The sequence below is a fragment of the Bartonella jaculi genome, from assembly GCF_039543045.1.
Lineage (GTDB): Bacteria > Pseudomonadota > Alphaproteobacteria > Rhizobiales > Rhizobiaceae > Bartonella > Bartonella jaculi.
In genome coordinates this window covers 1-542 of sequence record NZ_BAABIZ010000205.1, presented here as the reverse complement: position 1 = coordinate 542, position 542 = coordinate 1, and the positions used below count along the sequence as shown (strand labels likewise).

The window sequence follows — 542 nt, the reverse complement described above, 5'->3', positions numbered from 1 at the left end:
CAAGATGAAGCCTTGGCGTTTCGGGTGTTGGCCGCCCGCTACAGACAAACAGAAAAAACGGTGGATTTAGGCACCTTTGATCTTGTGGACTGTTCTGATTTGCAAGTGCGTGCTGCCGTTGAATTGCCTTCAAGCGATTGTTCTGTCATCTTTGAAATTGAAAGAAACAACGGTACAGTTTATCAACTGCTGCCCTTTCAATTGCTCAAGCTGACCGAATATATCAATGAAAAAGTCAAGCTTCGCGCCATTCTTAAAGGTACAGAGAAACTCTCACCCGTCTTATTTGCCCCTGTACAATTGATTGCAGGAAAGATTCATAAAACAGCCACTTATGTCACAAGGGCTTTTGCCTTTGGGGAAAAGGCAAGATTGACCAGTTATATCAAAACCTTCTTGCCGGGCGGTTCTTCATTCACCCTCGAGATGCAACTGGATGATGGTGCTTTCACCCCTTTAAAACTGGATGAGACAGAACAACTCGCTGAACCGCTTTGGACAGAGCGTAAATTTGTGAGCAGCGACAAAACAGCACGACAAGC

At 45.2% G+C, this 542-nt stretch carries 1 pseudogene; it reads left to right on the top strand.

Annotated features, from left to right (window positions below):
- Window positions 1-542 (top strand): annotated as a pseudogene (locus tag ABD915_RS10215) (DUF4815 domain-containing protein); the annotation flags it as partial.